Consider the following 5,916-nt stretch of genomic DNA (forward strand, 5'->3'; position numbering starts at 1 on the left):
AGTAACTTGGCATCGAAGCCTGTCCCGACATTTCCGGCCCAATGTAACTTACCCTTTTCGTAGACGCCGAGGACTAGCGCGCCGAAGTGATCGCGCTCGCCGATGGTATATCCGCAGATCACGAACTCCTGCTGCTGCACCAGCTTGAGCTTCAGCCAGTTCCGGCTCCGGCGTGACTCGTAGCAACTGGTCACGCACTTGGCGACCAACCCCTCGAGCCCGTTCTGCTTCGCGGCTTCGAGCAGTTCCGGTTTTGCGGGGAAGGCATCGGAAACGCGGATGGGACCTTCCCTCGTGACTAGTTCTTCCAATAGCTTCCGGCGGTCGGAAAGATCGGAGTTGCGCAGATCCCATCCGTCGGCGTAAAGGAGGTCGAAGAGGTAAAGGAACACCGGCCGCGTGCGCGTCATCTGCGCGATGGCGGCGGCATCGGCGTTCATGATGCGCGGTTGAATGAGGTTGAAACTCGGGACACCCTTGTCATCCAGGACAACGATCTCGCCATCGAGGATCGCCTGCTTCGCATCTACCTGATGCGGCAATACGGCCAGCTCCGGGTACTGCCGTTCGCAGCGATTTCCGTTGCGCGTGTACATCTCGACCGAACCGTTGTCGATGAAGCAGAGCGCGCGAACGCCGTCCAGTTTCAACTCCGCGATCCACTCCTGGCCGGAGGGCAGTTCGCTGGCGAGTGTCGCGCCCATGGGCTCGAAGAAGCCGGGCATCGACGCTTTCACCGCTTTGGGGATGGACCGTTGGACCGCTCCGTCGCCGTCGCGGCTCAGTATCGAAGATTTGTCGTGCGGCGGGAGATCTTTGGCGATCTCTTCCTGGGTGCGTCCGGTTAGGACGCTGTGCGCGAAGTCCTCCGTATCCCAGCCTTCCACCGCGGCGTCATCGCGCTTCTTCAGCAGCAGCCATTCGTTGCCTTTGCCGCGGCCTTTCATCTGGACCAGCGCGAACTCGCCGTTCAGCTTCTCGCCATGCAGGCGGAATTTGAAGTCGCCGCGCTCGATCTGCTTCAGCGCGTCCGTGTCGCCGAGCAGGTCGTACGTGCCGCGGTCCCACAGCATCACGCTGCCGCCGCCGTAGTTGCCCTTCGGGATGTTCCCTTCGAAGTTGCCGTAATCGAGGGGATGATCCTCCACCATGGCCGCGAAGTGTTTCGGTTTGGGATCGAGTGTCGGCCCTTTCGGAACAGCCCAGGACTTCAGGGTTCCATCCACTTCCATGCGGAAGTCATAGTGCAAATGCGTTGCATGATGCCGCTGAACGTAAAACCGGTTTTGGCCCGTTTTCCTGTCGATTTTGGCCGGCGGGGGCTCCGGAGTTACTTTAAAGTCCCGTTTCCGCTTGTACTCCTCAAGTGACATAAAGAGTTGGAAATGTTCTTGCTAAATGATATACGTCTAAAGAGGACAAACCATGCCCAGCAGCGTTTGGAAGGGACATCTCACGTTCGGACTGGTCTCGTTTCCGGTGACTCTCTCGGTTGCCGCGCGAGGGGAGACGATCAGCTTCAACCAACTGCATAAGCCGGATGGCTCGCGCGTCAAGCTGGTGACCTTCTGCCAGAAGGAAGACAAGCCGATCCCGCGGAACGAGATCGTCAAAGGCTACGAGTACGAAAAGGATCACTACGTCGTGATCGACGATGAAGAGATCAAGAAAGTCGCCCCGAAAACCGCCAAAATCATGGAGATTCTGGAGTTTGTGAAGGCCGCGGACGTCGATCCGGTGTACCTCGAAACTTCCTATTACATGGCTCCGGGCGAGGGCGGCGAGAAGCCGTACGCGCTGCTGTTCGAGGCCATGAAGCAGACCGGCTATTACGCCGTGGCGAAGATTGCCATGCACAACCGTGAGCACATCATCGTGATCCGTCCGTCGCACTCGGGCATGATGCTGCACACCATGTACTACCGGTCCGAAATCCGGGCGGCGGATGAGTTCCGGACCGACACGTCGCAGATCAAGGACAAGGAGCTGGCGCTGGCGCGGACGCTGGTGGAGTCGCTGGCGGACGAATTTCAGCCGGAAAAGTACCACGACACGTACCGCGACAACCTGGAGAAGATGATCCACGCCAAGATCGAGGGGCACAAGGTGGTGGAGACGCCCACGACGCATGTGGCGCCGGTTATCGACATCATGGAGGCTTTGCGCAAGAGCCTGGAGCAGAAGAAGCCGCCCAAGCGCGCCGAAGCGGCCACTGCGGAAGCCGAGGCGGCGGCTGAACCTGAGGAAGCGCCGGCACCGCGCAAACGCGCCGGCGGTCAGAAGCGGGCCAGCAGATCCTCGGCGTAGAGCGCGCCGTGCGGGTCTTCTTCGTGCTTGAAGAAGGCGAAGACGTCGCGGCCCGCAGCTAGCTGTTCGCGCGTTTGGCCCTCGATTGCGGCCATCATTTCCTTGGTGTAGTCGGCTTTTCGCAGGCGGCTGTAGACGAAGTCGGCGGTGATCACTTTGGGGATTTCGAGTTTCTCGGATTCGGCCAGGCACAGGCTGACGTTGGAGCGGCCGAGGATCTCGTAAACGGGGTCGGCTAACCACGACGCGTGCCGGAACTCGAAGGCGTAGCGCAGGTCGCCGGGGAGCAGTTTGAGGTAGTTTTCCAGGACTTCGTCGTCGCGCTTGAAGGTGGGCGCGAGTTGGAACAGGATCGGGCCAAGGCGGCGCGAGGTGCGCAGCGGGTCGATCATTTTGAGGAACAATTCGGTCGATTGCTCGGCGTTTTTGAGCTTGAGGATGTGCGTGATCCGCATGTTGGCTTTCACGGCGAACACGAAGCCATCGGGCGTGGATGCGACCCACTTCTCGAGCGTCGCTGCGGACGGGAGCCGGCGGAATGTGTAGTTGATTTCGACCGCGTTCAATCGTGATGCGTAGTGGCCCAGGAACTTCGCGGCGGCCAGCTTCTGCGGATAGAAGACCGGTTTCCAGGACGCGTAGGCGAAGCCGGACGATCCGGCGTGAAGTCGCGGCATCCCGGTAGGATAACGCCACGGGTTGAATCGCCCTGCTACAATCGCCGATACTATGCGTCTGTTGCTGCACTGGCTGATTAGCGCGGCGAGTTTGCTGATCGTTGCGAACGTGGTTAGTGGGATTCAAGTCGACACCTTCGGCGCCGCGCTGATTGCGGCGCTGGTATACGGGCTCATCAGCGTCACCTTGGGGCTGCTGCTGAAGCTGGTCTCGCTGCCTCTGATAATCCTGACGCTCGGGCTCTTCTGGTTCGTCATTAATGCTTTGATGTTGCAGCTGGCGAGCGCTTTGGTGCCTGGGTTCCGGGTGCGCGGCTTCTTTGCGGCATTCGTGGGGGCGCTGTTGCTGAGCATCGTGCAATGGCTGTTAAGCTGGCTTTTACACGTATAAATGCCGTCTACTCTTGCTGTTTCCGAAGCTCTCGAGCTGGCCATTCCGGATTGTGCGCACGGAATCGGCGACGTCATCTTAAAGCCTGATTCCGATAAGTTGATTGCCGGGGTTCGGGTCGAATCGATTAACTTATGGCCGGATGATCGCGGGTACTTCATGGAAGTGTTCCGCATGCAACTTGGCTTAGTGTCCACGTTCCCCTCCTCCTCTACTCAGGTCTCAGCCGCACTTAGTTATCCCGGGTCGATCAAGGCGTTTCACTATCATCTGGAGCAGACGGATTGCTGGACTCCCGTAACAGGGATGTTCCAGGTAGTGCTTGTCGACTTCCGCCAAGGTTCGCCGACGTTCGGACGACGCAACACGATGTACTGTGGGACGCTGCGTCCATGGCAGATCCTGATTCCGCCCGGCGTGGGCCACGGGTATAAGGTAATCGGCACGGAGCCGGCGCTGCTGGTCTACGCGACGGACCGCTTCTACAATCCGAAGGACGAAGGCCGCATCCCATACGACGACTCCCGAATTAGTTACGACTGGGAGACGCAGCATAAGTGATCTTTGTGACCGGGGGAGCCGGCTTTATCGGTTCCCAGTTTGTGCGGGAGTGGATTGCCCGCAAGCTTGGTCCCGTCATCGTCTTCGATAAGCTTACTTACGCGGGCAATCCTGACAACCTTTCGAGCGTTGCTTCGCATCCGGATTACTCCTTTGTTCGAGGTGACATTTGCGATCCGGCCGCCGTTAGTGAAGCGCTGCCGGAACACTGCGACGCGCTGATCCACTTCGCCGCGGAATCGCATGTGGACCGCAGTATCTCCAGTGCGGCCGAGTTCGTCCGGACGAACGTCCTGGGAACTCAGGTGCTGCTTGATGTGGCGCGTGCGCGCAAGACGCGGCGCTTCCTGCATATCTCCACGGATGAGGTGGGCGGCAGCATCCCGGAACCGCGCTTCTTTCGCGAAAGCGATTCGTTGCATCCGAGTAGTCCTTATGCGGCTAGTAAAGCAGCGGCTGAGCATCTGGTGCATGCGGCGCACCATACTTTCGGGATCGATACTCTGATTACCCGGACGAGTAATAACTACGGACCTTTCCAGTATCCCGAGAAGCTACTGCCGCTGGCGATTACACGAGCGTTGGCGGGGGAGCCGATTCCCGTCTATGGGGATGGCATGCAGGTCCGCGATTGGATTCATGTTGCGGATAACTGTGCGGCGCTTCGGCTGATCTTAGAGCGCGGGGAGCCTGGGGCGACTTACCATATCGGCGGCGGGAACGTACTGCCGAATCTGGAGGTTCTTCGGACGCTACTTCGCGTATTGGAGTTGCCTGAGTCTTTACTGACTCCGGTTACGGACCGGCTGGGGCATGACCGGCGCTATGCGGTGGATTGGTCCCGCATTCGCGACGAACTGGGTTGGCGGCCCCGGGTACCTTTCGCTGAGGGCCTAGCTGCGACGGCTGCGTGGTATCGGGCCAAGGCTATTAGCCGCGGATGAACCACATATGGCCTGCGGCCACCCTGGGGAATGAAAACCAGCGTTTGAGTCGATGCAAATACCGCATGCTGAGCCGCGACGGTAACGGAGCGGTTACAACCTGGGCGTTCCGCTTTCTCGCGGTAAAAGCATTCGAAGCTTCTTTTTCCGTAGCACCAGCTCCGTTACCGTCGCGGCTCAGTATCCTGACAGGTGTTTTCAGATAAACACAGATAGAGGCTACTGCATGACTCCGGGCGGCGGTGGCGTCTTGCGCGGGCGTTTGGTTGTGGCGGCGGTGCGCTTGCGCGGGACTTTGGGCGGGGTGGCGGTGTTGCCGTTGACGTCGGGGCCGGCCTTGCGGGGGGCGCGCTTGGTGGTGGTGCGCGGGCTTTTCGCGGTGGGTTGGCCAGGTACGTAAGGCTGCTTCTCCTCGACCTCCACTTCTTCTTCGGGGATCGGCTGCGGTTCCGGCTCGGGCAGCGCGGGCGGGTGGAATTCAGCGCCTAGATGCACGAACAGTCCGTGTTCTTCGTCCGGCTGAACGCGTACGACGGATTTATCCTGCGCGAAGTTGAGGAACTCGCTGAACTCCTGGAAGCCGAACTTTTTCCAATCGAACTCGGGCTGCTCTTCGCGGACCCAGTTGGTGAGCTCGGAGGCCAGTACGCCTTCCTCCATTTCGAGGCGATGCGTTTCGAGGACATCGCGCAAGATGGGCAGGGCTTCTTCGGGCCGGACGGTTTTTTCGGGGGCGGCCGAGCGCTTGAGCGAGATCATGTAACGGCCTTCACCGCCGGTTACGTTGACGTAATCCTGTTTGCGCAGCTTCTCGACAAAGTCGGTGAAGGAGTTGGCGCCGTAGGCTTTTTCGCTGAAGCTCGAATCGAGCTGCAGCATGGTCGATTTCAGGAGACCGAGCTGCGGGCGGACTTCGCGGCGATCGAGGACCTGCAAGGCGCGCTCGACCAGCGGCATGGCCTGGGCGAGTTCGAGCACCGGACGGCGCTGCTGCGGCGGTTGCTGCTGGCGCGGCGATTGTTGCTGCGGCGCGCTC

The 5,916-nt window shown here is 59.9% G+C and carries 7 protein-coding genes; 4 read left to right on the forward strand and 3 right to left on the reverse strand.

The genetic code is table 11. From position 1 onward, the window contains the following. On the reverse strand, positions 1-1,373 hold a 1,373-nt coding region (locus H1Y01_RS18555), incomplete at its 3' end, for a DNA polymerase ligase N-terminal domain-containing protein (protein WP_301331925.1). A 52-nt stretch (positions 1,374-1,425) separates the two neighbouring features. Here H1Y01_RS18555 and H1Y01_RS18560 point away from each other — a divergent pair. Further along, positions 1,426-2,307 (forward strand): Ku protein, encoded by an 882-nt coding sequence (locus tag H1Y01_RS18560; RefSeq protein ID WP_180542212.1) that lies wholly within the window; start codon positions 1,426-1,428, stop codon positions 2,305-2,307. Here the strand turns inward: H1Y01_RS18560 and H1Y01_RS18565 are convergent. Next, positions 2,277-2,873 (reverse strand): DUF72 domain-containing protein, encoded by a 597-nt coding sequence (locus tag H1Y01_RS18565; RefSeq protein ID WP_257644478.1) that lies wholly within the window; start codon positions 2,871-2,873, stop codon positions 2,277-2,279. The two genes, H1Y01_RS18560 and H1Y01_RS18565, sit on opposite strands and share 31 nt — an antisense overlap. A 163-nt stretch (positions 2,874-3,036) precedes the next feature. Between H1Y01_RS18565 and H1Y01_RS18570 the strand changes: the two genes are divergently transcribed. Genes H1Y01_RS18570 through rfbB form a run of 3 tightly spaced genes read left to right on the forward strand, consistent with a single transcriptional unit; the run spans position 3,037 to position 4,880 of the window. Beyond that, the gene (locus H1Y01_RS18570) at positions 3,037-3,375 is read left to right on the forward strand and encodes a phage holin family protein (RefSeq protein ID WP_180542216.1); all 339 of its coding nucleotides are present in this window, start codon (positions 3,037-3,039) and stop codon (positions 3,373-3,375) included. Then, positions 3,376-3,936: a dTDP-4-dehydrorhamnose 3,5-epimerase family protein gene (locus H1Y01_RS18575; RefSeq protein ID WP_180542218.1), complete on the forward strand. Its 561-nt coding sequence runs from the start codon at positions 3,376-3,378 to the stop codon at positions 3,934-3,936. It begins immediately after the preceding gene. Beyond that, a complete protein-coding gene (gene rfbB, locus H1Y01_RS18580; protein ID WP_180542220.1) occupies positions 3,933-4,880 on the forward strand; it encodes a dTDP-glucose 4,6-dehydratase in 948 nt (315 codons plus the stop codon). Before H1Y01_RS18575 ends, rfbB begins: the two co-directional genes overlap by 4 nt. 219 nt (positions 4,881-5,099) lie before the next feature. On the opposite strand, the gene H1Y01_RS18585 is transcribed toward rfbB, so the two are convergent. Further along, the coding region (locus H1Y01_RS18585; protein WP_219341684.1) for an OST-HTH/LOTUS domain-containing protein at positions 5,100-5,916 on the reverse strand (817 nt) is incomplete at its 5' end.

The organism is Nevskia soli (assembly GCF_903970205.1).
Taxonomy (GTDB): Bacteria; Acidobacteriota; Terriglobia; order Bryobacterales; family Bryobacteraceae; genus Bog-113.